The organism is Mesorhizobium sp. M0514 (genome assembly GCF_040321145.1).
Taxonomy (GTDB): Bacteria; Pseudomonadota; Alphaproteobacteria; order Rhizobiales; family Rhizobiaceae; genus Mesorhizobium.
In genome coordinates this window covers 15,130-39,633 of sequence record NZ_JAMYQZ010000004.1, presented here as the reverse complement: position 1 = coordinate 39,633, position 24,504 = coordinate 15,130, and the positions used below count along the sequence as shown (strand labels likewise).

Sequence of the window (24,504 nt, the reverse complement as noted above, 5' to 3'; positions counted from 1 at the left end):
AGCCAACTCTTCGTCAGGACAGGAGCCGAAGCGATGAACTGGATCACCAATTACGTTCGCCCGAGGATCAATTCGATGCTCGGCCGGCGCACGGACATGCCCGAGAATCTCTGGATCAAGGATCCCGAGACCGGCGAGATGGTGTTCCACAAGGACCTGGAATCCAACCAGTTCGTCATCCCGTCATCGGGCCATCACATGAAGATTTCGGCCAAGGAACGGCTGAAATTCTTCCTCGACGACGGCAAATACGAGCAGCTTGAGAACCCCAAGGTCGTGCAGGACCCGCTCAAGTTCCGCGACGAGAAGCGCTACACAGACCGGCTGAAGGACGCGAAGGCCAAGACCGGCCTGGAAGACGCCATCATCAACGCGCTGGGCACGGTCAAAGGCCTGCCGGTTGTGGTGACGGTGCAGGATTTCGCCTTCATGGGCGGCTCGCTCGGCATGGCCGCGGGTGACGCCATTGTGCACGGTTTCGAGGTCGCCTTGCAGCGCAAGCGGCCGCTGATCCTGTTTGCCGCCTCCGGTGGCGCGCGCATGCAGGAAGGCATTCTGTCCCTGATGCAGTTACCGCGCACCACGATCGGCGTCGACCGGCTGAAGGAAGCCGGCCTGCCATACATCGTCGTCTTGACCAACCCGACCACCGGCGGCGTTACCGCCTCCTACGCCATGCTGGGCGACGTGCATATCGCCGAGCCCGGCGCGCTGATCGGCTTCGCCGGCCCGCGCGTCATCGAGCAGACTATCCGGGAGAAACTGCCGGACGGTTTCCAGCGCTCCGAATATCTGATGGAGCACGGCATGGTCGACATGGTGGTGTCGCGGCTGGAACTGCGCGAGACGATTTCACGGCTGTTGAAAATCCTGCTCAAACTGCCGCAGGAGCAAAAGCCGCTGGAGCCGGAAATCCTGCCGCCGTCGGTCATCCCGACGGAAGCCCGCCCGCAGGCCTGACGCGACATTTCTGGCCGCAAACCGCGATTGCGTGCACCTGCGCGCATGCGTAGGATTCGCTCATGACAACGCTTGCCGCAGATCGTGAAATCGAAGCCCTGATGGCGCTGCATCCGAAAGGCTTCGACCTTTCGCTCGACCGCATCACAAGGCTGCTCGAACGCCTCGGCAATCCGCAGGAGCGGCTGCCGCCGGTCATCCATATCGCCGGCACCAACGGCAAGGGCTCGTGCGCGGCCTTTTCGCGCGCGCTGCTCGAAGCCGGCGGCCACCTTGTCCATGTCCACACTTCGCCGCATCTGGTGAACTGGGCCGAGCGCTACCGACTGGCGGCCGAGGGCGGCGGCCGGCTGGTCGACGACGAGACCTTCGCCGAGGCCATCGCCCGCGTCGCCCGGGCCAATCAAGGCCAGAAGATCACCGTCTTCGAAATCCTAACCGCCGTCACCTTCATCCTGTTTTCCGAACATCCGGCTGCCGCCGCCATCATCGAGGTCGGCCTTGGCGGCCGCTTCGACGCCACCAATGTCGTTGCCCGGCCGGCGGTGTCGGTGATCATGCCGGTGTCGATGGATCACGAAGCCTATCTCGGCGACCGGGTCGAACTGATCGCCGCCGAAAAGGCCGGCATCATGAAGCGCGGCTGCCCGGTGGTCATCGGCGCGCAGGAGAGCGAGACGGCGCTGCAAGTGCTGATCGAAACCGCCGAGCGGCTGGATTGCCCGACCTTCGTCTACGGCCAGGATTTTCTCGCCTTCGAGGAAAACGGCCGCATGGTCTATCAGGATGAGGACGGGCTGATGGACCTGCCGCCACCGCGCCTGCCCGGGCGCCACCAGTTCGCCAATGCGGCGGCAGCGATTGCCGCCGTCAAGGCCGCCGGTTTCGAAATCAGTCATCGCGCCACTGAGAAGGCGATGGCGGGCGTCGCATGGCCGGGCCGCATGCAGAAACTGGTACAGGGCCGGCTGATGGAGCTGGCGCCCAAGGGCGCCGACATCTGGCTCGACGGCGGCCACAATCCGGGCGCCGGCATGGTCATTGCCGAGGCGCTGGCCGAGCAGGAGGAAAAGAACCCGCGGCCGCTGTTTCTGATCTCCGGCATGATCAACACAAAGGACCAGAGCGGCTACTTCCACGCCTTCAAGGGCCTGGCACGGCATGTCTACACCGTGCCGGTGAGCATGAGCGATGCCGGCGTGCCGAATGACGAGCTGGCGGTGCGGGCGACCGAAGCCGGCCTCACGGCCGAACCGGTCAGTTCCGTCGCCAGTGCGCTGATGCTGCTGCGCGACACCTGGGACGGGCCGGCGCCACGCATCCTGATCGGGGGGTCGTTATATCTCGCCGGCGCGGTGCTGGCCGAAAACGGCACGCCGCCAACCTGAAGCCATTTCACTGCGAGGAGCCCATCATGATCAAGGTCAAGCAACTCGCCCATGTCTGCATCTTCGCGCATGATCTGGAAGCGACGCGAAGCTTCTACAGCGACGTGCTTGGTCTCGACACTCGGTTCAATTTCCTGCGCGACGACAAGGTCTTCGGCTTCTACCTCAATTGCGGCGGCCGCAGCCATGTCGAGGTGTTCCAGAAGGACGGCACTGCATATAGCGAGCAGAACCAGATCAACCATTTCTGCCTGGAAGTCGAAGATCTCGACGCGGCGATCGCCCATATCAAATCGAAGGGCATCGACGTCACCGCCAAGAAGCATGCCTGCGACGACACCTTTCAGGCCTGGATCCGAGATCCCAACGGCGTGAAGATCGAGCTGTTCGAATACACCGCAAAAAGCGCGCAATTCGCCGGCGGCGACCGCATCGCCGACTGGTGAGCTGTGTTGGTGTCGACGAGGATCAAAGCTCCGGCCCTGTATGGACCTTGCGGCTTTTCCGGATGATTTCTTCCAGATCGATATCCGCGCGACTGCTTGCCGTCAGGCGGGAGTAGAAGGTGGACGCCGGTTCTCGCCCCGCCTCCCGAATCTCATAGGATTCAAGCGCGCGTTCGACGATATCCGCTATCGAGCGGTTTTCGCGATGAGCAAGACGATGCGCAAGATCTCGTGCTTTTGCGCTGCGGACGGAAAGCCGGGGTTCGGCCATTTCGAAATACCTTCGAGAAAATATATCCCCATTTAGGACGAGCCATCAAGATGGCAGAGGATGGCAAGCCATCACCTTAGCTCAATCTCGATGAAGGCATACTCGCCATCATTGGCGCTAATGACGTCGTGTTCGACGCCCTCCTTTCGGAAATAGGGCGCACCCTTCTTCATCTCGGCAAAACTCTCGCCGTCCTTGGTCACCAGCTTCACCTTGCCGTCCATCAGCGGCACCACGACATAGTCGTGGCCGTGGCGATGCCAGCCGGTGTTGTCGCCGGGCTGGAACCGATACTCGGTGACAATAACGCGCTCGTTGTCGATGAAGACGGTGGCCTTGGCGGATCCGGTCATTCTGTCTCTCCTGTCCAGCCTCAAGCAAAAGACATGGAGCCTCCAGGCGCGAGTGCCAGAGAGGTCAGGCGATAACGCCAAAGAAAAGCCCGGCGCGAGGGCCGGGCTTAACGTCAGAAACTCCTACAGGATCAGGCGAGGCTGCCATTGATCCAATGCGACAGCGCGGTCTTCGGCGCGGCGCCGACCTTCATGTCGGCGACTTCGCCGCCCTTGAAGATCATCAGCGTCGGGATCGAGCGCACGCCGAATTGGGCGGCAAGCTCCGGGTTCTCGTCGATGTTCAGCTTGGCGATTTTGATCTTGTCGCCGAGCTCATTGGCGATCTCTTCCAACGACGGACCGATCATCTTGCAGGGGCCGCACCATTCGGCCCAGAAATCCACGACGACGGGCTGCGAGGCGTTGAGCACATCGGCCTGGAAATTGCTCTTGTCGACCTTGACGGTGGCCATGCGAAATCCTTTCGAAATTTATCTCGCACCAAATGTGGTGGTTGAGCAGCCCTTCTTCAAGCAGAACTTGTGTCACGCTCCCGTGAGTCGGGCAAGGGCGTCATCCATCGCCTGCGCCGGCAGTTCGATCAGCCTCGGCGCCTCGGTAAACAGCAGAGCCGCCGTCACCGCGCGGCCGGGGTAAAGCGGCTGGAGCAGCGCGCGGTAGAGCGCCAGCTGCAGGATATAGGCCGGCGGCACCTGGGCCAGGCCTGCGGGCGCCGGCCGGTTGGTCTTGTAGTCGACGATCGATACGCGCTCGGGCGTCACCGCCAGCCGGTCGATCTTGCCCGAGATCGAGCGCAGTCTGCCTTTGACTTCGAGGCTGCCCATGACCGCGACTTCAGCGCGTGACGAGGGCGAAAACAGCCCGGCAAAGCGAGAATCTCCGAGGATCGCCATCACCGAGGCCAGCGCCTTGTTACGCTCGGCCTCGGGCCAGTCGGCGCCGGCTCGAATGAGATACTGCGCCGCCGCGCCTTGCCGTTCGTCTTCGGCAAAACCGGGCAGCATCTGCAGCAGCTTGTGCAGCGCCAGCCCGCGCATCACGGCAAAACCGGGCTCCGCTTCGCTGTCCAGCACCGGCGAACGCGTATCGACGACCGCCTCCTTGCCCTCGTCGATCAGCGCCGAAGCGCCAGAGGGCGATAGCGGGCGCGGCAGTTCTTCATAAGGCGGCAAAGGGCGAAACAGGTTTGCCGGCAAGAACGGCAGAAGCGGTTGCGGCAGCCGCGCCTCGTCGGCGGCTGCCAGCGCCACCGGCGGCAGCTTGGTGATGACGAAGCGGTGCACCGGCTCGCTGCTGGCGGGGTGGCGGAGCTCGGTGCTTTCGGGTGCACCTGTCAGCGCGCGGCTGACGATCGAATGCCAGGTGCCGGTGCTGGGCTGACGCTTGCCGTGATAGCCGCAGACGATCAGCCGGTCCTCGGCGCGTGTCATGCCGACATAGAGCAGCCGCCGGTATTCGTCGTCGGCAAGCTCCCGCGCCCTGGCCGAGGCCGCCTTGGAGAAGCCGTTGGCGACATCGGCGGCCGAGCGCCAGAGATAGCCCTTGCCGTCGAAATTGCGGCTCGAAGCGTCGAACGGCATCAGCCGCGGCAGATGCTGGTCGCTGAACGGCGCCGACCCGCCATCGACCAGGAAGACAACAGGCGCTTCCAGGCCCTTGGCGGCGTGCACGGTCATCACGCGGACCTCGTCGCGCAACTGGTCCATCTCGCGCTTGATCTCCGGACCGGTGTTCTCCAGCGTCGCCAGAAAGGCCTCCAGCCCCGGCAGTCCGGTGCGTTCCTCGGCCAGGCAGAAACTCAGGAATTCGTCGAGGATGTCGCCGGCTTCCGGTCCAAGCCGGGCGATCATCTTCTTGCGCAGGCCGTCGCGCGCCAGCACCCCGGCGTAGAATTCGAACACCGGCCGGAACGCCGCCTCGTTGGCCCAGCCGTCGAGCCGGGCAACGACATCGGTCAGCGCGGTATTGTCGCCAGCATGCTGGCGTAGTGAGGCGATCAGCGATGTTCCGGCTGGCCGTCCGGCGCCAAGCGTAAAAAGCGTCTCCTCCGACACGTCGAAAACCGGGCTGCGCAGCACGGCGGCGAGCGACAGGTCATCCTGCGGCTGGATGAGGAAATGGCCGAGTGCGATCAGGTCCTTGACCGCGATATGGCCGGGCAGGCTCAGCCGGTCGGCGCCGGCGACGGGAATATCGCGGTCCTTCAGCGCGCGCGACAGCGCATGGACGAAGCGGTCGCGCTTGCGCACCAGCACAAGAATGTCGCCGGCCCTCAGCCTGCGTCCCTTGCCCTCGATGATCTCGCGGTCCTTGAGCCAGGTCTGGATGGTCGCAGCCACATGCTCGGCCACCCGCACAGCCGGCGCGCTGGCATGGTTGACCGGCAGCGTCCAGTCGTCGGGCTCCTCGACGGCGTCAGCGCCGAGCGACGGCCAGACCTCGACATAGCCAGGCGCGTCGTTGCGGATCGCCTTGTGGTCGAGCGGATCGGGGTCATGGCTGATGCCGCGCCGCACGCCCGGATCGGCAAAGACGCGGTCGACGGCGGCAAGCAAGTCGTCGGTCGACCGGAACGACCAGGTCAGTTTCAGGTCGGCAAACGAAGCATTGGCGGCGTTCACGCGTCCGGAAAACAAGAGCCGGCTGTCGGCGAAGGAATCCGGCGCGGCACCCTGAAAGGAATAGATCGACTGCTTTTCGTCGCCAACGGCGAACACCGTGCGATTGGTCGTGCCGCGCTGGCCGTGGCCGGCAAAGAACTCCTCCGCCAGCCGCTTCACCACCTCCCATTGGTCGGGGCTGGTGTCCTGCGCCTCGTCGAGCAGGATGTGATCGATGCCCTGGTCGAGCTTGTACTGCACCCAAGGGCCGGCATCGGGCCGCGCCAGAAGGTTGACGGTGCGGGTGATGAGGTCGTTGAAATCGAGAAAGCCGCGGCTGCGCTTCAGGCGCTCGTACCGCACGATCAGCCAGTCGGCTATGGTCAACGCCGCGACCGTGCCTTCCAGCATCCGGAACAGCGCCAGCCGGTCGGAGACGTCTGTTATCGACTTGACGGCCGCCAGATAGCGCTCGGGAAGGTCGGGCAGCCGGCCGAGCAGCGCCTTCTTGAACAACTTTGAGGGATCATAGGGGTCGCCATCGGCCTTGAGAAAGGCTTTGCCGAGCATCTGCAGCCGGCGGGTCGGGTCCGTCTCGGCAAAGGCCAAGCGGGCATAGGGCAAGAGATTGTTGAGCACGGTGCGGGCGTCGGCGGCCTCGGCGGCACTGGCGAACACTGCAAAGAAGTCCGGCAGGAAACCCGGCAGCGGCCATACCGATGCCGCTATGTCTTCGGCGCTCTGCCCGGGGCGAAAATGGAATTCGTCGAACAGGGCCTGAAAGCCGCCGCCGTCGCGCCGGACCGCATCGATGAAGCCGCGTAAGCCGTCGCGCTTGCGCACGATTTCGGCGAGCAGCGCATCGAGTCCGTGTTCGCCGCCGCGCTCCAGCACGGTGGCAAAGGCCTCGGCCAGTCCGGTGTCTCCGGCTGACGTGCCCGAAATCATGTCGCGGCGGGCGCCAGCAAACAGCGAGGCCTCCATCTGCGGATCGAGCATTTCGAAATGCGCCGGGATGTTGGCCTCCAGCGGAAACTGGTGCAGCACCGATTCGCAGAAGGCGTGGATGGTCTGGATCTTCAGCCCGCCCGGCGTTTCCAGCGCTTCGGCAAACAGCCGGCGCGCCCGCCGCATCGTGTCGCGGTCGGGTCGGCGGCCGTCCACCGCCTCAATCTTTGTGGCAAGCTCGGCATCGCCGAGCGCCGTCCATTCCGACAGGGTCGAGAACACGCGGTTCGACATGTTGGCGGCGGCCGCCCGCGTATAGGTCAGGCACAGGATCTTCGACGGATCGGTGCCGTTGAGCAGCAGCCGGATGACGCGCTGGGCCAGCACATGCGTCTTGCCCGAGCCGGCATTGGCGGACACCCAGGCCGAGTTCTTCGGGTCGGAGGCGCGCGCCTGGCTGGAGGCGGTTTCGCTGGGGATGGGATAGGCTTTTTTCATGCCTCCCCCGCCTCGTCATCGCTGTCGCCGCCGGCCGACCATTCGAGCACGCGCGCCAGATGGTCGTAATCGCCATCGCTCTCGCCCTCGCGAAATGGCAGCGCCCGCGACAGATAGCCGGTCGTCGGATCGGCATAGTGGACCAGCAGCTTTTCCAACCGCGCCCAAGCCTCCTCGGCGAGGTCTTCGGCGGTCCGAGGCTGGCGGTTGTAGTCGAGGATGGATTCCTCGAACACTTCGCCATTCGGCTTCAGCCGCACGAATGCGAGCTGGGAGGGCTCGCGCGCGCCAAGCCCCTTGAAGGCGCCGCGCCGGAGCAGCGCCCCTTCGAGCGCCAGCTGTGGCGCCAGCAGCGTGTGGGCCTGCGCCTTGGACGGGGACGAGCCGGTCTTGTAGTCGAGAATGTCGGCCATGTCACCGGCCAAAAGGTCGACGCGGTCGGCATAGCCGGACAGCGTCACGCCGGTGCGGCCGACAGCGGTCTTTTCGGCACGCTCCTCGGCATGCCGCCGGGCGACGGCGGGAGCGCGGCCGCGCTCCCATTCGATGATGTTGGCGGCAAGCTTTTCGAAGCGCGGCCACCACACAGCCTCGACATCGGCGGGCAGGGCGATCTCGGCAAAGCAGGTCCGGCCGGCAGCGATGAGGCGTTCCAGAGCTTCGGGCGCGCGGGGATCCGCCACCTCTGTCGAGAACAGATGCAGGATGTCATGAAACAGCGTGCCGCGCTCGGCCGCGCCGGGGTCGCGGATCACCGGCTCGAGCGGCAGAAGGCTCAGAATACGCTTGGCATAGACCGCATAGGGGTCGCGGCGCAGCGTCTCGATCTCGGTCACCGAGAAGTGGGTGGGCCGCATGCTCAGCGGCGGTTTCGGCTGCGGTCGCGGCGCGAAATGCTGCCGCTCGCCGGCATCGAGCGCGCGCGCCCAGGCAAGCAATTCGTCGCCGCGTCCGCGCAGTGCGGCTGCAGGATCCTTGCCGATGAAGGTGAGGATGCGCTGCAACCAGCGCGACGGCACCGCCGGTGCGTCGCTGGCGCGGGCGGAGCGCGTCAGCACCACCTTTTTCGCCCCCATCGCCATCTGGAAGTCGTGGGCGGCAAGGCCGATGCGCCGCTCCGGCGGCTCGAGATCGATGCCGGTCTTCATCAACCGCGACATGAAGCGATCGCTTTCCGGCTTGCGTGGCCACACGCCTTCGTTCAGCCCGCCAATGACAAGCGTGTCGACGCTCTGCAGCCGCGCCTCCAGCGCGCCCCATATCGCGATGTTGCGGTCTGTGCCTTGCCCCGGCTTGACCGTTTCCGGTGCTACCAGCGCGTCCATCACATCAGGCCATTCGTCGGCCGGGAAGTCGAACGATGCAGACGCGGCGACCACACCGCGCAGCAGCTCGGCGAGTTTCTCGCCGGCGTCGCCGGCATAAAATTCAGCCAGGCTGCCCTCCGCCGTGCGGCCGAGATTTTCCAGCGCGGCGACGCTCGCTCTGGTCAACGCGACGAGATCGGCATTCTCTTCACCGCGAAAGGCAGTCAGCGGCGCCAGCGCCGCCACAAGCCGGCTCAGCATATCGCGGGCATCGTCGATGCCGCGCACGCTCAGGCGCGAAAACCAGAAGGGCTGGCGCTTGTCCCCGCTCAGCCCGGCGAGACGCTCCTCGAACAGTGCTGGCAAGGCGGCGATGTCGGGGCGTCCGGTGCCGCCGCGCAGCGCCACGAGTTCGATGAGCTCGGCGGCATGGCGCACGCCGGTGCGCTCAAGTCCGAGCCCGAGCAGCGGATGCTTGAGCAGCGACAAAAGGCCGACGGGATCGCCGGGCCGGAATACCGCGTGAAGTGTGAGCCGCAGCAGGCTGGCTGCAGGCGTGTTGGCGAGCGGCGTGCCGCCGGAATCGTCAGCGATCACACCGAAGCGCAACAGCTCGGCCGAGACGCGCCGCGCCAGCCCGCGGTCGCCGGTAACGAGAGCTGCCCTGTGTCCCGGCTGTTCCACGGCGGTTTTCAGCGCGATGGCGATCGCCACCGCCTCGTCGCGTTCGCTGGCGGCTTCGACCAGCGTCACGTCGGCGAAGGCCTCGGCGATATCCAGGGCGTTGAAGCGTATGCGGGTCTCGGCCCATAATTCCGTGGTCTCGGCCGGCCGCAGCGCCTCGCCGACAAGGGCCGCGCGAAGCGCCAGTGCGGGCTCGGCGGCGACCACTTCCTCGACATCGCCACGCAGCACGCCAATTTTGCCGATCAGCTTGGCCATGCCGTATTGCGGGTGGCCAAGCAGTGCCGGCCGCGCACCGGGCGCCGCAATCGCGGCAAAAGACGGTTCGTCCAGCATCCCATCGAGCCCGGGCAGCACCACGGCGCCGTTGGGCAGGCCGGCGACCGTGGCAAGCAGTTCAGCCGTGGCGGGAATAGAGCCCGTCGAGCCGGCGGCGATCACCGGGCCTTTGGGCGGATTGCGTTCCAGCCGCTTCGCCTCGCGCCGGATCAGCGCATTGCGGTGCGCGGCCGGGTTCGAGCGGTCGCGCTCCTCCAGCAATTTCGGCCAGGCCTCGGTGACGATACGGAGGAAATCGAGCGTCACCAGCCACCATCCGGCAAGATTGCCGGTGACCAGATCGGCAAGCCTGGTCCAGTCCGTGCCTTCGGTTTCGATCTCGTCCATCAGCCGGGCGAGGTCACGCGCCAGCCAGATCGCATCGGCGGCGGAGGCCGGCACGACGATCTCTTCGTTGAACATATCAAGGACATGCGCCGGCAAGGTGCGCTTCCAGGCCCGCACCAGCGGCGCCAGTAGCAGCAGGCGTTCGATGGCTGCGATCGGCGGCGCCATTTCAAGCTCGGTCGGCGTGCCGGCGTCGAAGGCGGCTTCGTCCTCGTCGAACTCTCCGAGCGGGCGGATGACCGGCAGGATCGCCGAACGACGGCTCCCTCCCGGTCCTGAAAGCGCGTCGACAAAGGCGCCGCGCAGCGCGCGAGCCGCGCGCCGTGTCGGCACATAGATGGTGACATCAGCCAGCGCCAGCGGATCGCCGTCGAACCGGAAGCCGGGCACCAGCCGTCCGGCCAGCAAGGCCTCGGCCAGAGTCGGCAGGAATGGCGCTCCGGGCGGGATCGAAAGAACGCGGCGCGCGCCGCTCATACCACCTTCGCGAGAGCGTCGGCGACCGCCGCTTCCGCCTGCGGAATGGCGTCGGGAGTGCCGACGGTGATCCAGCTTCCGCGCATCTGCATGCCGAACAGACGGCCAGAGGCGATTGCCTTGTCGAAATAGGTGTTGAGCGAATGCGCCCCGGCCGGCGCATCCCTGAAGATGGCGGGATTGACGATTGCCGCTCCGGCATAGATCAACCCGGCCGGATCGCCTTTCGAGCGCCGCATGCCGCCATCCGGCGCCATCAGGAAATCCGTGCCGACACCGTGTCCGGTGGCCGAGTCGAGATCGGTAAGCATCAGCAGAATATCCATTTTCGCGCCGTCCCATGCAAGGGCAAGGCGCTCGAGGCTGGGCTGGCCGCTGTCGATCCAGAACGTATCGGCGTTGATGATGTAGAAGGGTTCGGCACCCAGCAGCGGCAATGCCTTGACGATGCCACCCGCCGAATTCAGCAGCGCGTCGCGCTCGTCGGAAATGACGATCTTTGGCGCCCGCCTGTGGGCGATATGGGCGACGATCTGGTCCGGCAGATAGTGCACGTTGACGATGGCTTTCTCGACGCCGGCCGCTTCGAGACTGTCCAGCCCCCAGTCGAGCAAGGTCCTGCCGGCGATCCGCACCAGCGGCTTCGGCATGGTGTCGGTGATCGGCCGCATGCGCTTGCCAAGACCAGCCGCCAGCACCATCGCTGTGGTCAAGGTCACGGGAGCCGTTCCTCCAGCAGGCCATGTGCCATGTAAAACTCCTTCAACTGAGCCAGCGCCGGGTGCGCCAGCGCCCGCCTGAGATAATCGCGGATGCGCGGCAGGTGTCGGAGATAATAGGGCTTGCCGTCGCGCTTTTCGAGCCGCACGAAAATGCCGAGGATCTTCGAATTGCGCTGCGCCGCCATGATCGCATAGGCCGCGCGGAAGGCGTCCTCATCGAAGCCGCCGGCGGCGTGGCGCGCAGCGACATAGGCGTCCACGGTCCGCTGCTCGATATCGGGCGCAACGGTGACGCGGGCATCCATGGCCAGCGACGCAACGTCATAGGCCGCCGGACCCATCAGCGCGTCCTGGACGTCGACGATGCCGAGGCGGTCGTGGCCTTTGCGGTCACCGCGCCAGATGATGTTGGGCGAATGGAAGTCGCGCAGCATCAGCGTGTATTCCTGTGTGTCCAGCCGATCGAGAACCGCGTTCCATTCCCTGTGATAGCCGGCGCGTAAAGCCTCGCTTGCCGGGCTGCCAGTCACCATCGGCACATACCAATCGACCAAGAGATCGGCTTCGATCAGCATGGCGTCGCGATCGAAGGGCGGCACCTCGTGGAAGACGCCTGGGACGGCTTCCATGCGCTGCAGCCAGGTCTTGCCATGCATCATGGCCAGCAATTCGGCTGCTGCCGTGTAGCGCTCGGCCACCGGCTCACCATTGCCGTCGAGAAAACCTTCCGAGCCCAGATGCTCCAGCAGCAGAAACCCTTGCTCGAGATCCTCGGCATGGATTTTTGGGACACTGACACCTTGCGCCAGCAGCGCCTTGTCGATGGCGACGAAGGCGGTGACCGACTGCGCGGTGTGGGCGATCACGGCATAGGGCTTGCCGTCGCGCACCGGCGGCCCCAGCGCCAGCCGCGGCGAATTCATCAGCACGCGCGGCGCAAGGCCGGCGAGCGAAACGATCTCGTAAGAGCGCGCCGAGGCGTCACCGACGAAAAAGCGCCGCGCGGCGTCGCCCCAACCGGCCGTTTTGAGGAAATCGCGCATCGCCAGCGATCGCGCCACGCGTTCGAAGGCAACGCCTTGGCCCGATAGTTTCGCCAATCGTCCTTCGTCCTGATGGACGAGTTCGATCCAGATCGACGTTCTCGGAAGAGCGGCCTCCGCCCGTTCCGGCCACTCGACAAGGGCAGCGCCCTGCAGCAGCGCCTCGTCGAAACCCAGCTCGTCCATCTCGCCGGCCGAGGACAGGCGATAGAGATCGAAATGGTGCACGGGGATGCGCGTGTCGTAGCTTTGCACCAAGGTGAAGGTAGGGCTCGGCACATCGAGGCCGGCATCATCGGCCAGCGCCCTGATCAGGGCCCGCGCCAGCGTCGACTTGCCGGCGCCGAGATCGCCCTTGAGCGCCAGCACGTCGCCCGGCCGCAGCGCCATGGCCAGGTCTTCGCCGAGCCTTGCGGTCGCAGCCTCGTCGGCGAGAAAACGCTCCAGCACAACAACAGTCATCGAGCGCGCTACTCGGCCGCGGCGCGGATGCCCGACGGTGCATCGGGGAAGGTGCAGATGACGGTGGTGCCCTTGTCCTTGCCGGTCTCGATGCGCACGCTGCCGCCGTGCAGCTCGACAAAGCTCTTGACGATCGACAGGCCTAAGCCCGCACCGCGCCGGCGCCCGCCATTGGTGCGCGGCTCGAAGCGGCGGAACACCGAATCGAGCAGGTCCGGCGGCATGCCGGGGCCGTTGTCATGGACGGAGAATTCCACACCTTGCTCCAAATGCCGGCAGGCAAGCGTGATAGTGCTCGCCTCCGGCGCGTAATTGGCGGCGTTGCTGAGCAGATTGTAGAGGATCTGGCGAACCCGGGTCTCGTCGCCGTGAAAACTCTTCGGCGCCGCAGCGGCGTCGATCCGGAGCTTGATCGAATGCTCTTGCAGCCGGTCGGCGACCAGTTCGGCCGCGGCCTCGATGGTGCGCTCGACGCTTACTTCCGAAATGTCGAGCTGCATGATGCCGGCGTCGACGGTGGCGAGGTCGAGTATGTCGTTGACGATGGTGAGCAGCACCGAGGATGACGAGCCGACATGCTCGACATATTCGCGCTGCTTTGGGCTGAGCGGCCCGGTCGCCGGCAGCGACAGAAGCTCGGTAAAGCCGATAATGTTGGTCAGCGGCGAGCGCAGCTCGTAGGAGACGTGCTGCACGAACTCGTTCTTCAGCTGGTCGGATTTCTGCAGCGCTTCGTTCTTGTCCTTCAGCGCGCGCTCGACATTGACGCTGTCGGTGACGTCCACAAAGGTCATCATCACCTGGCCGTTGGGCAGCGGGATGACGGCGTAGCTGAGCACTGTGCCGTTCTTCAGTTCGGTCTGGCCATGGCGGTCGCGGCGCTCGTCGTCGAAACCGGTGATGGCGGCGACGAACCCGCCCCACGGGCTGTCGACGGCGCGCTGGTCGCTGAGATCGCGGATCGCCGAGACATGGACGTTGGGCTTGATCACATCCTGGCTCAGTCCCCACAGCGCGACAAAGGCCGGGTTCGACAGGCGCAGCCGCCCATCGGGGCCGAACACCGCGACGCCTTCGGCCAGATTGTCGAGCGTTTCGCCCTGGACCCGCACCGCCGTCTGGTAGCGGCTTTCCAGGTCCATCTTCTCGGTCAGGTTCTCGAACACCCAGGTCACGCCGCCCTTCGGCTGCGGGTTGGCCACCACGCGGATGGTCTTGCCGTCGGGCAGATGCCACCAATGCTCTTGCGATTCCACCGCGCGGTAGGCGCCAAGCAGGCCTTCTTTCCAACGCCGCCATTCCGGCTGCTCGGCGATCTTGCCTTCGCTGCGCAGCCGGTCGAGCAGCAGCGCATTGTCGGGCGCGCTGTGCAGGAAGCCCGGGTCCAGCCCCCACAGTTTCTGGAACGCCTGGTTGAAGAAGCGCAACTTTTCGTTGGCATCGAAGATCGCCACCGCCGTGTTGAGCTGGTCGAGCGTGTCGGCATGGCTGCGCACCGTGCGCTCATATTCGCCGCGAATGGTTTCGGTGGCGCTGGTGTCGCAGGCAAGGCCGGCCGAGCCGTCCGCACCGGCGAAGTCGGTGACGGCGAACACGCGGCGGTCGCCCTCGATCACCGTCGACAGCGTTTGTTCGAAGATTGGGCGCGATTTGTGCTGCGCGGCGATCTGTTCGCGCGCTTGGGCGCCGAGGAATTCCTTGGCTTCGCGCACGGCGGTCTCGGCGTTCGGTGCCTCGACCGCTCCGGCATAGGCACGGTTGACCCATTTCAGCCGCCCGTCGGTGGCGCGCAGCCAGGCCGGCATCGGCAAGGCGTCGAGCAGGCCGATCATGGTCTCGTAGTCGGCGGCCAGACGCTGGTTCTCGATCTTCAGCCTGGCTTGGCTCCTCTGAGTTTCCGACAGCGAGACGAAGCGCACCAGCACATGCGCGGCGCTCTTGCGGCCATGCACTTCAAGCGGCGCCCCGGCCTGCGATTCGATCACGAGATCAAAGGGTTTCGCTTTCTCGCGCAGACCAGCGACGGCATTTTCGAGCGCCGCCGCCGAGCGCGGCATCAGCCAGCGGCCGAAGGCGAGGAAGGCTGCACGGTCGTCCGGCGCACCGCTTTCCAGCGGCAGCGTGCCGATCAGCTCCGGCTTCTTGTTCTCCGACGCCCAGACGATGACGCGCTGGTCACGCAGATTGAGCAGCGCCTCGGAGCGCTGCAGCGCCGCATTGATGTCGGCAATGCGGGCTCTGAGTTCGACATTCTGCGCCGAGGTGCGGGCTCTTTCGCGGATCAGGAAGATGGCCGAGACCAGTGCCGCGCCCATGACGCCGACGAACATGGCGAGCTGGATGACTTCGACCGCGCTGACCGACAGTCCGGCCTTCTGCGCAATGGCCGGCTCGGCATGGGCGGCAAACGAGGTGAGCGGGCCGGCAAGAGCTGAGGTGGCAAGAAAGCCGGCGGTGCGGGCGCCGACGCGCCTCTTCAGGCCACCGCCTGTCGTGACGGAGCCATTGCTATCGGAATCGTCATGGCCGCCGGAAACGGCCGATCCCGCGCGAGGCGGGTTTTCCCCCGGCATGCCTTGGTCCTCTTCGCCGCCTGAATGCAAGACCGCCCAGATCAGGATCACGTTTGATGGAAACGCCCTTCTGACCTAACTCTTTTCTAAAGAGCATGATCTTTTCGAAAACCGCTTCCCACTTTTCGCCGACGCGGTCCTTCGGTTCGAATCATGCTCTCGATGCGTACGCCGGCCTCGTCCCCGGCCCACGAATCAGCACAATAGCGCGTGCTGGAATCGGCGTGAAGAATCATCCGCGCAAAAAAGAAGCCGGGCGAAAAGTCAATCGCCCGGCTTCAATATCTAGTGGTAAACGCCGCTTTGGCTAATAGCGGTAGTGTTCCGGCTTGAACGGACCCTGCGGGGTCACGCCGATATAGGCGGCCTGTTCGCCGGAAAGTTCGGTCAAGCGGGCTCCAAGCTTGTCGAGATGCAGACGCGCCACCTTCTCGTCGAGGTGCTTGGGCAGCACATAGACCTGGTTCTGGTACTGGCCGGGCTTGGTGTAGAGTTCGATCTGCGCCAGCACCTGATTGGTGAACGAAGCCGACATCACGAAGCTCGGATGACCGGTCGCGTTGCCGAGGTTGAGCAGGCGCCCCTCGGACAGCAGGATCATCCGCTTGCCGTCCGGGAAGGTTATCATGTCGACCTGCGGCTTGACGTTGGTCCATTGCAGGTTGCGCAGCGACGCGACCTGGATCTCATTGTCGAAGTGGCCGATATTGCCGACGATCACCATGTCCTTCATCGAGCGCATGTGGTCGAGGGTGACGACATCCTTGTTGCCGGTGGTGGTGATGACGATGTCGGCGGTTGGTGCGGCATCTTCCAGCGTGACGACTTCAAAGCCGTCCATCGCCGCCTGCAGCGCGCAGATCGGATCGACTTCCGTGACCTTGACGCGGGCGCCGGCGCCCTTGAGCGAAGCCGACGAGCCCTTGCCGACGTCGCCATAGCCGCAGACGACCGCAACCTTGCCGGCCATCATGGTGTCGGTGCCGCGGCGGATGCCGTCGACCAGCGATTCCTTGCAGCCATATTTGTTGTCGAACTTCGACTTGGTGACCGAGTCGTTGACGTTGATCGCCGGGAAGGGCAGCAGGCCCTTCTTCTGCAACTGGTAGAGCCGGTTGACGCCCGTCGTCGTCTCTTCGGTGACGCCGCGGATGGCTTCCTTCTGCTTGGTGAAGAAGCCGGGCGAAGCCTTCAGGCGCTTCTTGACCTGGGCGTAGAAGTATTCCTCTTCCTCGCTCTGCGGGTTGGACAGCACGTCCTCGCCGGCTTCGGCGCGGGCGCCGATCAGTATGTACATCGTGGCGTCGCCGCCATCATCGAGGATCATGTTGGAGAGGCCGCCATCGGCCCACTGGAAGATCCTGTCGGTGTAGTCCCAGTACTCCTCGAGCGACTCGCCCTTGACGGCGAACACCGGGATGCCGGCCTCGGCGATGGCCGCGGCCGCATGGTCCTGGGTCGAGAAGATGTTGCACGAGGCCCAGCGGATATCGGCGCCAAGCGCCTTCAGCGTCTCGATCAGCACCGCCGTCTGGATGGTCATGTGCAGCGATCCGGTGATGCGCGCACCTTTCAACGGTTTCTTGTCGCCGAATTCCTCGCGGCAGGCCATCAGGCCCGGCATTTCGGTTTCGGCGATATCGAGTTCCTTGCGGCCCCAGCCGGCAAGCGAGATGTCGGCGACCACATAGTCCTTGCTACCTGTCATGGCAGTGCTCCGGTGTGATTTGTCTTCAGAATGCGCCTGCGCCACACGGCGCGTCGAAGGGCGCGGAATGCCGGCCTGACTAGCAGATCGCCGCCAAGACGACAATGGGATATAAAGAAATCTTTATGCGCGTATGTGTTTACGGGGATGCATGCCGCCCAAAAGTATCCGGCGGTTTTGGGACAACGGCGTCCAAAGCAAAAACTTCAGCACTCTTCGCCGAAGCGCGAGGCGACCAGCTGCTCCAGCGCGTCCATCGCCGCTGCGGCTTCAGCGCCGCTGGCGGTGACGCGGATCGAATAACCGGGGCTCGCCGCCAGCATCATCAGCCCCATGATCGAGGTGCCGCCGACCTTGAGACCATCCTTCTCGACATGGACGGTGGCGTCGAAGCCGCTGGCGACCTGGACGAACTTCGCCGAGGCGCGCGCATGCAGGCCGCGCTGGTTGACGATCGGGAACTCGCGCACGATCTCACCGGGCGACAGCGCGTTCATTTGCTGCTCAGCAGCTGACTTGCGACGTTGATGTATTTGCGCCCCGCGGCCTGCGCCTCGTCGAGCGCGGTCGCCATGTTGTCGCCCTTGCGGATCGACGACAGCTTGATCAGCATCGGCAGGTTCATGCCGGCGATGACCTCGGTGCGACCGGATTCCATCACCGAAATGGCGAGGTTGGAAGGCGTGCCGCCGAACATATCGGTCAGAACGATGACGCCGGTCCCGGTGTCGACGCGGCCGACGGCGTCGACGATATCGCGCCTACGCTGCTCCATATCGTCGTCGGCGCCGATTGCCACGGTTTCGAAATTGTCTTGTGGCCCCACGACATGTTCCACGGCATGGCGGAACTCGGCGGCCAGTTGACCGTGCGTTACAAGCACGAGTCCGATCATTCTATGGTGGCTCCCGTCATCGCCGCTTCACAGGCGCTTTTTATGCTCGCCGGCCATCCCAGGCGGCGGGAGCGCTATCTTGTCGACGCGCGGCGCGTTGACAAGCCCAAAATTGCGTCGGCCATGGCCAATTTGACGCATTGCAGCAAAAAACCGGCGGCGGATCATACGAAAGGCGCAATCGCCAGCCGCGCCATTACCGCCGGCAAAGCCGCAGTGACGTTGCGCTGAACGAGGTCGATGCGCGGCACCACACAGCCGGCAATGGTCGCGCTCGACTCTTCCTGGAAACGCTCCACAGCGTTAGCGGCAACCAGCTGGATCGTAAGGTCGATGACTCCCACAGATTGGAACAAAAGCGGCTTCGGACCAAGTCCGGGCACCTCTGCGAGGCCGGCAATGCTGGCGGGCGCATGGCAGACCAGCCGCCCGAAACGCGCCGCGACAAACAGCTGGTCGTCGCCGATCAGCCGCGCAAACAGCCCGAGCCGGCTGAAATGGTCGATGAGCGCCAGCGCCAGCGTTGTCTTGCCCGAGCCGGACGGCCCGGTGATCAGGACGCCCCGCTCGCCAATCAGGACTGCGGTGGCATGGATGTTCTCGGGTTCCGCGGTGGGATCGGGCATGCGCAGCCGCGATCAGCCTTCGGCCGGCAGCGTAACGACGAAGCGCGCGCCCTTGATGTCGCCGGGCTTGGTGCCGGGGATGTTCTCGGCGGTCAGCGTGCCGCCATGGGCTTCGACGATCTGCCTGGATATCGACAGGCCAAGCCCCGAATTCTGGCCGAACGCCTCGCCGGCCGGGCGGTCGGTGTAGAAGCGCTCGAAGATGCGGTCGATGGCGTCGGCGCGGATTCCGGGGCCGTTGTCGTCGACGGTGACGATGTTGACCTTGCCCGAGCGTGCCAGGGAAATGGCGATATGGCCGTGGTCCTCCGGCACGAAGGAGCGGGCATTCTCGATCAGATTGGTGATGACCTGGCCGATCCTCAGATCATGGCCGGTGACGAAATAGCCTTTGACGCCTTGCGGCAGCTTGGCGGCCTTGAATTCGATCTCGACAGCCTTTTTGTTGCGCGTCGCTTCGCGCGACACGGCGACGAGATCGATGATGAATTTCTTCAAATCGACCGTGGCGGCATCCTCACGCGCCAGTTCGGCGTCTAGGCGCGAGGCATCGGAAATGTCGGTGATCAGCCGGTCGAGACGCCGGACATCGTGCTGGATGATCTCCATCAGCCTGCCGCGTGAATTGTCGTTCTTGGCAAGCGGCAAGGTCTCCACCGCGCTGCGCAGCGAGGTCAGCGGGTTCTTCAGCTCGTGCGAGACATCGGCGGCGAAGCTTTCGATCGCCTCGATGCGGGCATAGAGCGCATTGGTCATGTCGCGCACCGCGACCGACAAATTGCCGATCTCGTCCTGGCGGTCGGAAAAGTCGGGGATCTCCTCGCGGCTCTTGACGCCGCGCCGCACCCGCACTGCCGCCGCCGATAGCCGGCGCAGCGGATTGGCGATGGTGGATGCGAGCAGCATCGACAGGATGGCGGTGACCAGGGCGGCGATGCCGAACACGCGCAAAATAGCCTTGCGCTCGGCGGCGACGATCTTGTCGATGTCGCCGCCTTCCGTCGACAGCATCAGCACGCCGAGAACGGCGCGGAAGCGCTGGATCGGCACCGCCACCGAAACGATCTGCTCGCCCTGTTCGCTCACCCGCACGATCGTCGACGGACTGCCGGTCAGCGCCTTGACCACTTCCGGGAAGGCCGCACCGTTGCCGCCGGGCTGCTCATGGTAGACGGGCAGGTCCTTGTTGCGGAAGAAGTCGAAGACGAATTTCTGCACGCGCTCCAGCATATCCGGCTGCTCGTCCTCGACCGGAGGCAGGTCGTAGCGCAGGATCTGGCCGCGCGAGTAGAGATGGCGCGAATCGAGCAGCAGATTGGCGTCGCGGTCATAGATGCGGGCCCGGGTGCGCGTCGGCGAAATCAGCCGCCGCAGCACCGGCGCGACGCGCTCGGGGTTGATCGGGAAATCCAGATTGTCGAGCTGGTCTGAGCCCGGCCCCAGGCTTTCACCGGCCTGCAGTTCGAGTAGTTTTTCCGGATCGATGCTGATCGAATCGGTCTCGACCGTTGCCGACGCGGCAATGGCGCCGGCGATGATCTCGCCCTGCGTCATCAGGCTTTCGACGCGGGCGTCGATCAGCCCGTCGCGGAAGGTGTTGAGATAGAGGATGCCGGTGACCAGCACGGCGAGGCCGGCCAGGTTGAGGAACAGGATGCGCCGGGTCAGGCTGGAAAAGATGTGGTGGCCGAGGAAGCGGCGCATCGGCACCGTCAACCTCGACAGGAATGCGGGCAGAATCCGCGACCGCCTGACAGCGCTCGTTCGTCTGCTCCGCTGTACATCCACTGCCATCGAATAGCAGCTCCCGCCTAGTCTTTGGTTTTATGCATGTCGTCGTCCCAAAAACCGCGACCACTTTTGGGCGACATGCATCAACTCAAGCTTCGCGGAACCGGTATCCGACTCCGTAAAGGGTTTCGATCATTTCGAAGTCGTCATCGACGGCTTTGAACTTCTTGCGCAGCCGCTTGATGTGGCTATCGATGGTGCGGTCGTCGACATAGACCTGCTCATCATAGGCGGAATCCATCAGCGCATCACGGCTTTTTACCACGCCTGGGCGCTGCGCCAACGAGTGCAGGATGAGAAATTCGGTGACCGTCAGCGTCACCGGCTCGCCCTTCCAGGTGCAGGTATGGCGTTCCTGGTCCATGACGAGCTGGCCGCGTTCCAGCGAACGGGCCTGCTGGCTGGGCGCCTTTGCCGCAGCTTCGCGGGCGCTGGCGCGGCGCAGCACGGCGCGCACCCGCTCGACCAGCAGGCGCTGCGAGAACGGTTTGCGGATGAAATCGTCGGCGCCCATCTTGAGGCCGAAAAGCTCATCGATCTCATCGTCCTTCGAGGTCAGGAAGATCACCGGCAGGTCGGACTTCTGCCGCATCCGGCGCAACAGCTCCATGCCGTCCATGCGCGGCATCTTGATGTCGAGGATGGCGAGATTCGGCGGCCGCGCCGCCAGGCCTTCCAGCGCCGACGCACCATCCGTGTAGGTCTCGACGCGATACCCCTCGGACTCGAGGGCGATCGACACCGATGTCAGAATGTTGCGGTCGTCATCGACAAGCGCGATTGTTGCCATTTCAAGCGGCTCCCTCATGAGCTGTCCCTTCTGTCTTAGAGAAGGGGCTTTTGCAGGACAAATTAGGTACAAAATGTGGCACAGGCTCCACCCGCTGTCGCGGACGGCTTGCCGGCGGCCCCATCGGAACCTCTACACGGGGTTGGACGAACACTGTGTGCCAATCCTTTGGGCAACCACCGTGATTTTTTGCACATATAAACGATTTAAACAACTTTCAAAATTTTTAAATCGATTAATGATTTGATATCATTCGAGTTTTCTGGTTCTCACCGTCTCAGCCCCTAACGCGGGCTCGCCGGAAACGCGCCGGCAAAGTGCGGCGAATCCAGAAGAAGGGACCCTTGATGTCGGAAGTCGGCAAACGCAATTCTGCTTGCGCGATCGATCGTATCGGCCTGAAAACCACCGGCACGGTGCATTATAATTTTGGTGCGGCCGCCCTTTATGAGGCAGCGATCCGTCGTGGCGAGGCCCGGTTGACCGCCGGCGGCGCGCTGCTTGCCGAGACCGGCCAGCACACTGGCCGCTCGCCCAAGGACAAGTTTGTCGTCCGCGATGGCGCCACCGAGCCCCATGTCTGGTGGGACAACAACAAGGCGATTTCGGCGGGCCAGTTCGAAATGCTGCTCGCCGATTTCCTTGTCCACGCCGCGAATAGGGATCTCTATGTGCAGGACCTCGTCGGCGGCGCCGATGCCGAGCTGAAGCTGCCGACGCGGGTCATCACCGAATTCGCCTGGCACTCGCTGTTCATCCGCAATCTTTTGATCCGCCCGCAGGCCGCCGAGCTCGAGGATTTCGTGCCGGAGATGACGATCATCGACCTGCCGTCCTTCCGCGCCGATCCGGCCCGTCACGGCAGCCGCACCGATACGGTGATTGCGGTCGATCTCGCCCGCAAGATCGTGCTGATCGGCGGCACTTCCTATGCCGGCGAGATGAAGAAGTCGGTGTTCACCATGCTCAACTATCTGCTGCCGGAAAAGGGCGTCATGCCGATGCACTGCTCGGCCAATGAGGGCCCGGGCGGCGACGCAGCGATCTTCTTCGGGCTTTCCGGGACGGGCAAGACGACGCTGTCGGCCGATCCGTCACGTACGCTCATCGGCGACGACGAGCACGGCTGGGGACCGCACGGCATCTTCAACTTCGAAGGCGGCTGCTACGCCAAGACGATCCGGCTGTCGGCCGAGGCCGAGCCGGAGATTTTCGCCACCACGCAGCGCTTCGGCACGGTGCTGGAAAATGTCGTGCTCGACGCCGACCGCGTGCCGGACTTCAACGACGGCCGGCTCACCGAAAACACGCGCTGCGCCTATCCGCTCGACTTCATCCCCAATGCTTCGAAGAGCGGACGCGCCAGCCATCCGAAAAACATCATCATGCTGACCGCCGATGCCTTCGGCATCATGCCGCCGATCGCACGGCTGACCCCGGCGCAGGCGATGTATCACTTCCTCTCCGGCTACACCGCCAAGGTGGCCGGCACCGAGAAGGGCGTTACCGAGCCGGAAGCGACCTTCTCGACCTGCTTCGGCGCCCCGTTCATGCCGCGCCACCCCAAGGAATACGGCAATCTGCTGCGCGAGCTGATCGCCCGCCACGGCGCCGATTGCTGGCTGGTCAACACCGGCTGGACCGGCGGCGCCTACGGCACCGGCAAGCGCATGCCGATCAAGGCGACGCGCGCCTTGCTGGCCGCAGCGCTTGACGGTTCGTTGAAGGCGTCCGGTTTCCGCACCGACGCCAATTTCGGCTTCGAGGTGCCGGTTGCTGTGCCTGGCGTCGACAGCGCCATTCTCGACCCGCGTTCGACCTGGGCTGACAAGGCAGCCTATGACCGGCAGGCAGCGCGATTGGTCGGCATGTTCGCCGTCAACTTCGAGAAATTCGAGAGCCATGTCGATGCCGTCGTGCTCGGCGCAGCACCCCGCCTGCAGGAAGCTGCGGAATAGTCGAGGCGTCTTCACCGAAGCATCCTTGAAAGGCGCGATCTCGATCGGGCCTTTTCTTTTTTGGTCCGCCGCGCCATGACTGCGGCATGCCTATCGACGACATCATCATATCAGACGAAGCCGTAATCCATCCGGGCGACCTGCACGAGGATTTCATCCGCTCGTCGGGTCCCGGCGGCCAGAACGTCAACAAGGTGGCGACCGCCGTCCAATTGCGCTTCGACGCCGCCAATGCGGCTGGCCTGTCCGAACGCGTGCGCGCGCGCACGATCAAGCTCGCCGGCCAGCGCGCCACCAAGGACGGCGTCATCGTCATCGAGGCCGGCCGCTTCCGCACCCAGGAGCAGAACCGGGCCGATGCCCGGGTAAGGCTGACGGCGCTGGTCGCCAAGGCCGCGGAACCGCCGCCGCCGCCGCGCAAGAAGACCAGGCCGTCGAAAGGCTCGGTGGAGCGGCGGCTGCAAAGCAAGGCAGGGCGCGGCACGATCAAAAAGCTGCGCGGCCGGGTAGAGAACGACTAAGGACCGTGCCGACTGCGTGCATAAAGCGGCCTCCCCTTCGGAGCCGCAGCCGCAAGGTTTCACCATTGCCACAGAAAGGGAGACCGACAACGGTGGCTTTCGGGTCGCTGTTTCTGATTGGCGGTGGCATGGTTTCAGTATCAACCGGAGGCGAAGTCATGCTCGTTCTGCCCAAAGGCGTCCGCCACATGCCTGGTCATCTGTCCCGCGCGGCGCAGGAAGCGCTGGTCGAAGAGGTGAGGACCATTGTACAGCGCGCGCCGCTGTACGTGCCGGCGATGCCGCGGACCGGCAAGGAGATGAGCGTGCGCATGACCAATTGCGGCACGCTCGGCTGGGTCACCGACAAGGAGCTGGGCTATCGCTACCAGCCAACGCACCCACTCACCGGAGAGCCATGGCCGCCGATCCCGGACGCGCTGCTGCAATTGTGGCGGGAGGTCGCCGCCTATCCGAATCCGCCGGAGGCCTGCCTGGTCAATTTCTATACGCAGGACGCCAAAATGGGTCTGCACCAGGATCGCGACGAAGCCGATTTCTCGGCCCCAGTGGTCTCGGTGTCGCTTGGCGACGATTGCCTGTTCCGGGTCGGCCAAGTGACGGGCAGGGGGGCCACACGCGACGGCGGCACCAAATCGTTCCGCCTGAAAAGCGGCGACGTCGTCGTGCTCGGCGGCGAAGGCCGGCTCTGCTTCCATGGCGTCGACCGCATCTACCCGTCGACCTCGGCGCTGCTGAAAAATGGCGGCAGGATCAATCTGACGCTGCGGCGGGTGACCTTGCCTTGAAGAGGTGAGAGTGCATTCTTGCACTT

General features: G+C 64.5%; 20 protein-coding genes. 6 read left to right on the top strand and 14 right to left on the bottom strand.

The window, feature by feature from the left end; all coding sequences use genetic code 11:
* Positions 1-33: 33 nt before the first annotated feature.
* The 3 genes from accD to NKI61_RS02790 all read left to right on the top strand — a co-directional run bounded on the left by accD (position 34) and on the right by NKI61_RS02790 (position 2,794).
* Positions 34-960, top strand: coding sequence for an acetyl-CoA carboxylase, carboxyltransferase subunit beta (gene accD, locus NKI61_RS02800; protein ID WP_352838807.1), 927 nt, complete (start codon positions 34-36; stop codon positions 958-960).
* A 62-nt stretch (positions 961-1,022) separates the two neighbouring features.
* On the top strand, positions 1,023-2,348 hold the full coding sequence (locus tag NKI61_RS02795; protein ID WP_352838806.1) for a bifunctional folylpolyglutamate synthase/dihydrofolate synthase: 1,326 nt from the start codon (positions 1,023-1,025) through the stop codon (positions 2,346-2,348).
* 26 nt (positions 2,349-2,374) lie between these two features.
* Positions 2,375-2,794 carry a VOC family protein gene (locus NKI61_RS02790; RefSeq protein ID WP_352838805.1) on the top strand — a complete coding sequence of 140 codons (420 nt, stop codon included), beginning with the start codon at positions 2,375-2,377 and terminating at the stop codon, positions 2,792-2,794.
* Between the two features lie 22 nt (positions 2,795-2,816).
* Here the strand turns inward: NKI61_RS02790 and NKI61_RS02785 are convergent, their stop codons facing one another.
* The 14 genes from NKI61_RS02785 to NKI61_RS02720 all read right to left on the bottom strand — a co-directional run bounded on the left by NKI61_RS02785 (position 2,817) and on the right by NKI61_RS02720 (position 21,211).
* The gene (locus NKI61_RS02785; RefSeq protein WP_352838804.1) at positions 2,817-3,065 is read right to left on the bottom strand and encodes a plasmid stabilization protein; all 249 of its coding nucleotides are present in this window, start codon (positions 3,063-3,065) and stop codon (positions 2,817-2,819) included.
* A 71-nt stretch (positions 3,066-3,136) separates the two neighbouring features.
* Entirely contained in the window at positions 3,137-3,418 is a 282-nt protein-coding gene (locus NKI61_RS02780; RefSeq protein WP_023696001.1) for a cupin domain-containing protein, read from the bottom strand.
* A gap of 131 nt (positions 3,419-3,549) precedes the next feature.
* Entirely contained in the window at positions 3,550-3,873 is a 324-nt protein-coding gene (trxA, locus tag NKI61_RS02775; RefSeq protein WP_023672297.1) for a thioredoxin, read from the bottom strand.
* 72 nt (positions 3,874-3,945) lie between these two features.
* A complete protein-coding gene (gene addA / locus NKI61_RS02770) occupies positions 3,946-7,467 on the bottom strand; it encodes a double-strand break repair helicase AddA (RefSeq protein WP_352838803.1) in 3,522 nt (1,173 codons plus the stop codon).
* Positions 7,464-10,601, bottom strand: coding sequence for a double-strand break repair protein AddB (gene addB / locus NKI61_RS02765; protein ID WP_352838802.1), 3,138 nt, complete (start codon positions 10,599-10,601; stop codon positions 7,464-7,466). The genes addA and addB overlap by 4 nt, the downstream gene beginning before the upstream one ends.
* On the bottom strand, positions 10,598-11,302 hold the full coding sequence (locus NKI61_RS02760) for a nucleotidyltransferase family protein (RefSeq protein WP_352656515.1): 705 nt from the start codon (positions 11,300-11,302) through the stop codon (positions 10,598-10,600). Before NKI61_RS02760 ends, addB begins: the two co-directional genes overlap by 4 nt.
* A 14-nt stretch (positions 11,303-11,316) precedes the next feature.
* On the bottom strand, positions 11,317-12,828 hold the full coding sequence (gene tsaE / locus NKI61_RS02755; RefSeq protein WP_352838801.1) for a tRNA (adenosine(37)-N6)-threonylcarbamoyltransferase complex ATPase subunit type 1 TsaE: 1,512 nt from the start codon (positions 12,826-12,828) through the stop codon (positions 11,317-11,319).
* 8 nt (positions 12,829-12,836) lie between these two features.
* Complete coding sequence (locus NKI61_RS02750) at positions 12,837-15,401, bottom strand: sensor histidine kinase (protein ID WP_023672300.1); 2,565 nt, start codon at positions 15,399-15,401, stop codon at positions 12,837-12,839.
* 307 nt (positions 15,402-15,708) lie between these two features.
* Positions 15,709-17,109: an adenosylhomocysteinase gene (gene ahcY / locus NKI61_RS02745; protein ID WP_023681401.1), complete on the bottom strand. Its 1,401-nt coding sequence runs from the start codon at positions 17,107-17,109 to the stop codon at positions 15,709-15,711.
* Positions 17,110-17,315: 206 nt separating this feature from the next.
* Entirely contained in the window at positions 17,316-17,606 is a 291-nt protein-coding gene (locus tag NKI61_RS02740; RefSeq protein ID WP_023672303.1) for an HPr family phosphocarrier protein, read from the bottom strand.
* A complete protein-coding gene (locus NKI61_RS02735; protein WP_023672304.1) occupies positions 17,603-18,004 on the bottom strand; it encodes a PTS sugar transporter subunit IIA in 402 nt (133 codons plus the stop codon). Before NKI61_RS02735 ends, NKI61_RS02740 begins: the two co-directional genes overlap by 4 nt.
* A gap of 164 nt (positions 18,005-18,168) precedes the next feature.
* Entirely contained in the window at positions 18,169-18,630 is a 462-nt protein-coding gene (locus NKI61_RS02730) for an HPr kinase/phosphorylase (protein WP_023687429.1), read from the bottom strand.
* A gap of 12 nt (positions 18,631-18,642) precedes the next feature.
* Complete coding sequence (locus NKI61_RS02725) at positions 18,643-20,424, bottom strand: sensor histidine kinase (RefSeq protein ID WP_352838800.1); 1,782 nt, start codon at positions 20,422-20,424, stop codon at positions 18,643-18,645.
* An 85-nt stretch (positions 20,425-20,509) separates the two neighbouring features.
* Positions 20,510-21,211, bottom strand: coding sequence for a response regulator transcription factor (locus NKI61_RS02720; RefSeq protein WP_010912942.1), 702 nt, complete (start codon positions 21,209-21,211; stop codon positions 20,510-20,512).
* 347 nt (positions 21,212-21,558) lie between these two features.
* Here NKI61_RS02720 and NKI61_RS02715 point away from each other — a divergent pair, with 347 nt between their 5' ends.
* From NKI61_RS02715 to NKI61_RS02705, 3 genes are all read left to right on the top strand, one after another.
* The gene (locus NKI61_RS02715; RefSeq protein WP_023714500.1) at positions 21,559-23,169 is read left to right on the top strand and encodes a phosphoenolpyruvate carboxykinase; all 1,611 of its coding nucleotides are present in this window, start codon (positions 21,559-21,561) and stop codon (positions 23,167-23,169) included.
* Positions 23,170-23,255: 86 nt separating this feature from the next.
* Positions 23,256-23,690 carry an alternative ribosome rescue aminoacyl-tRNA hydrolase ArfB gene (gene arfB, locus NKI61_RS02710; protein ID WP_023832656.1) on the top strand — a complete coding sequence of 145 codons (435 nt, stop codon included), beginning with the start codon at positions 23,256-23,258 and terminating at the stop codon, positions 23,688-23,690.
* A 158-nt stretch (positions 23,691-23,848) separates the two neighbouring features.
* Positions 23,849-24,478, top strand: coding sequence for an alpha-ketoglutarate-dependent dioxygenase AlkB family protein (locus NKI61_RS02705; RefSeq protein ID WP_023741284.1), 630 nt, complete (start codon positions 23,849-23,851; stop codon positions 24,476-24,478).
* Positions 24,479-24,504 lie beyond the last annotated feature (26 nt).

Excerpts from the sequence above, each read along its gene's own strand:
- addA (WP_352838803.1), bottom strand. The coding sequence starts at position 7,467 with ATGAAAAAAGCCTATCCCATCCCCAGCGAAACCGCCTCCAGCCAGGCG.
- NKI61_RS02720 (WP_010912942.1), bottom strand. The coding sequence starts at position 21,211 with ATGGCAACAATCGCGCTTGTCGATGACGACCGCAACATTCTGACATCG.
- NKI61_RS02780 (WP_023696001.1), bottom strand. The coding sequence starts at position 3,418 with ATGACCGGATCCGCCAAGGCCACCGTCTTCATCGACAACGAGCGCGTT.
- NKI61_RS02760 (WP_352656515.1), bottom strand. The coding sequence starts at position 11,302 with ATGGTGCTGGCGGCTGGTCTTGGCAAGCGCATGCGGCCGATCACCGAC.
- arfB (WP_023832656.1), top strand. The coding sequence starts at position 23,256 with ATGCCTATCGACGACATCATCATATCAGACGAAGCCGTAATCCATCCG.
- NKI61_RS02735 (WP_023672304.1), bottom strand. The coding sequence starts at position 18,004 with ATGATCGGACTCGTGCTTGTAACGCACGGTCAACTGGCCGCCGAGTTC.
- NKI61_RS02730 (WP_023687429.1), bottom strand. The coding sequence starts at position 18,630 with ATGCCCGATCCCACCGCGGAACCCGAGAACATCCATGCCACCGCAGTC.
- tsaE (WP_352838801.1), bottom strand. The coding sequence starts at position 12,828 with ATGACTGTTGTTGTGCTGGAGCGTTTTCTCGCCGACGAGGCTGCGACC.
- accD (WP_352838807.1), top strand. The coding sequence starts at position 34 with ATGAACTGGATCACCAATTACGTTCGCCCGAGGATCAATTCGATGCTC.
- NKI61_RS02750 (WP_023672300.1), bottom strand. The coding sequence starts at position 15,401 with ATGCCGGGGGAAAACCCGCCTCGCGCGGGATCGGCCGTTTCCGGCGGC.
- NKI61_RS02715 (WP_023714500.1), top strand. The coding sequence starts at position 21,559 with ATGTCGGAAGTCGGCAAACGCAATTCTGCTTGCGCGATCGATCGTATC.
- NKI61_RS02740 (WP_023672303.1), bottom strand. The coding sequence starts at position 17,606 with ATGAACGCGCTGTCGCCCGGTGAGATCGTGCGCGAGTTCCCGATCGTC.
- NKI61_RS02795 (WP_352838806.1), top strand. The coding sequence starts at position 1,023 with ATGACAACGCTTGCCGCAGATCGTGAAATCGAAGCCCTGATGGCGCTG.
- NKI61_RS02785 (WP_352838804.1), bottom strand. The coding sequence starts at position 3,065 with ATGGCCGAACCCCGGCTTTCCGTCCGCAGCGCAAAAGCACGAGATCTT.
- NKI61_RS02705 (WP_023741284.1), top strand. The coding sequence starts at position 23,849 with ATGCTCGTTCTGCCCAAAGGCGTCCGCCACATGCCTGGTCATCTGTCC.
- NKI61_RS02725 (WP_352838800.1), bottom strand. The coding sequence starts at position 20,424 with ATGGCAGTGGATGTACAGCGGAGCAGACGAACGAGCGCTGTCAGGCGG.
- addB (WP_352838802.1), bottom strand. The coding sequence starts at position 10,601 with ATGAGCGGCGCGCGCCGCGTTCTTTCGATCCCGCCCGGAGCGCCATTC.
- ahcY (WP_023681401.1), bottom strand. The coding sequence starts at position 17,109 with ATGACAGGTAGCAAGGACTATGTGGTCGCCGACATCTCGCTTGCCGGC.
- NKI61_RS02790 (WP_352838805.1), top strand. The coding sequence starts at position 2,375 with ATGATCAAGGTCAAGCAACTCGCCCATGTCTGCATCTTCGCGCATGAT.
- trxA (WP_023672297.1), bottom strand. The coding sequence starts at position 3,873 with ATGGCCACCGTCAAGGTCGACAAGAGCAATTTCCAGGCCGATGTGCTC.